This window comes from Mesorhizobium sp. M2A.F.Ca.ET.037.01.1.1 (assembly GCF_003998075.1).
Taxonomy (GTDB): Bacteria; Pseudomonadota; Alphaproteobacteria; order Rhizobiales; family Rhizobiaceae; genus Mesorhizobium.
In genome coordinates, this window is record NZ_RZSA01001114.1 from 1 (window position 1) to 1981 (window position 1981).

The 1981-nt window shown below is 65.6% G+C and carries 2 protein-coding genes; both read right to left on the reverse strand.

The window, feature by feature from the left end; translation table 11 throughout:
* Positions 1-129: 129 nt before the first annotated feature.
* On the reverse strand, positions 130-519 hold the full coding sequence (locus EOA27_RS34040; RefSeq protein ID WP_127249402.1) for a DUF305 domain-containing protein: 390 nt from the start codon (positions 517-519) through the stop codon (positions 130-132).
* A 43-nt stretch (positions 520-562) separates the two neighbouring features.
* The coding region (locus tag EOA27_RS34045; protein ID WP_145970742.1) for a copper-translocating P-type ATPase at positions 563-1981 on the reverse strand (1419 nt) is incomplete at its 5' end.

The following is a 1981-nucleotide window of genomic DNA, read 5'->3' on the forward strand; positions in this document are numbered from 1 at the left end:
CACCGGACGGCAGCTTGAGGGTCCTGACTGTTGACGGCATGGGCTTCCTCCGCGTGGCCAGATGGCAGCATAGCCAAAACCGGAAATCCAGACCAAAGCCGTCTGGCCGCCTAGATTTCCCGGTAGCGGCTACTTCGCCGGGTGCTTGGCGAGCCAGTCTTTCATTTCCTTGATCTCGGCTTCCTGCGCCTTGACCACGCCTTCGGCGAGCTTGCGGATTTCCGGATCCTTGCCGTTGGCGATCACCACCTTGGCCATGTCGATGGCGCCCTGATGATGCGGGATCATGCCGCGGACGAAATCGACATCGGCATTGCCGGTGTATTTGATCGCCATGTCCTTGTGCATCTTCTTCATCGCCGCCTCATAGCCCGCCGTTGCCGGGCTCTGGGCGCCCATCGCCATCTTGGACATGTCGTGCTTCATCTCCTCCGACGAGGCCGGCACGCTTTCGAGGAAGACGGCAAGCAGCATTCCCGCCGCCATCAACAGCAGCACGATTTTCTTGGCCAGGGTCATTCAAGGTCTCCTTGTGGTTGAGGTTCGTATCTGGGAGCTTCGTTCAGAGTTTCAACGTCCTCAGCCGCAAAGCATTGGTAATGACCGACACCGACGACAGGCTCATCGCCGCCGCCGCTATCATCGGCGACAGAAGCGTGCCGGTGAGCGGATAGAGCACGCCGGCCGCGACCGGCACTCCGAGCACGTTGTAGAGGAAGGCGAAAAACAGATTCTGGCGGATGTTGCGGATCGTCGCCTGGGCCAGCGTGCGCGCCCTGACGATGCCGTTGAGGTCACCCTTGACCAGCGTGATGCCGGCGCTTTCGACCGCGACATCGGCGCCGGTGCCCATGGCGATGCCGACATCGGCGCCGGCCAGCGCCGGCGCATCGTTGACGCCGTCTCCGGCCATGGCCACGCCAGCGCCCCTCGCACGCAGTTGCTCGACCAGCGTGCCCTTCTCATCCGGCAGCAGGCCGGCGCGGACCTCGTCGATGCCGAGCTTGCCGGCGATCGCTTTTGCCGTGCGCTCGTTGTCGCCGGTTGCCATGATGATCCTCAGACCCCTATCGTGCAGGGCCTTGATCGCCTCGGCCGTCGTTGCCTTCACGGGATCGGCCACTGCGACGATGCCGGCGAAGCCGCCGTCGACGGCCACGAACATGGCCGTCTTGCCTTCGGCCTGCATCGCCTCGGCATTGGCCGCCGGCGTTTCGACGCCGAGGTCCGCCATCATCGCCGCATTGCCGAGCGCGACCTTCCTGCCGGAAACCGTGCCCGAGACGCCCTTGCCGGTGACGGCCTCGAACTCGACGGCTTCGGCCAGCTTCAGGCCGCGCGCGGCGGCGCCCTCGACGATCGCCTCGGCCAGCGGATGCTCCGAACCCTTTTCGAGCGCGGCGGCGAGGCCCAACAATTCGTTCTCATCGATGCCCTCGGACGCGACGACATCGGTAAGCCGCGGCTTGCCTTCGGTCAGCGTGCCGGTCTTGTCGACGATCAGCGTGTCGACCGAGGCGAAACGCTCCAGCGCCGCCGCTTCCTTGATCAGCACGCCGGCATGCGCGCCGCGTCCGGTCGCCGTCATGATCGACATCGGCGTCGCCAGACCGAGCGCGCAGGGACAGGCGATGATCAGCACCGACACAGCCGAGACGATGGCGAAGATCAGGCTGGGCTCTGGGCCGAGGAGTGCCCAGGCGACGAAGGCGATGATGGCGACCAGCACCACGGCCGGCACGAAATAGAAGGACACGCGGTCGGCCAGCCCCTGGATCGGGGCGCGCGAGCGCTGCGCCTTGGCGACCATCTCGACGATGCGCGACAGCGTGGTCTCGGCGCCGACCTTCTCAGCGCGCATGACCAGCGAGCCGTTCTTGTTCAGCGTGCCGCCGGTAAGCGCGGAGCCTTCCGTCTTTTCGACCGGCAGCGGCTCGCCCGTGATCATCGATTCGTCGATCGCCGAGCGGCCTTCCAGCAC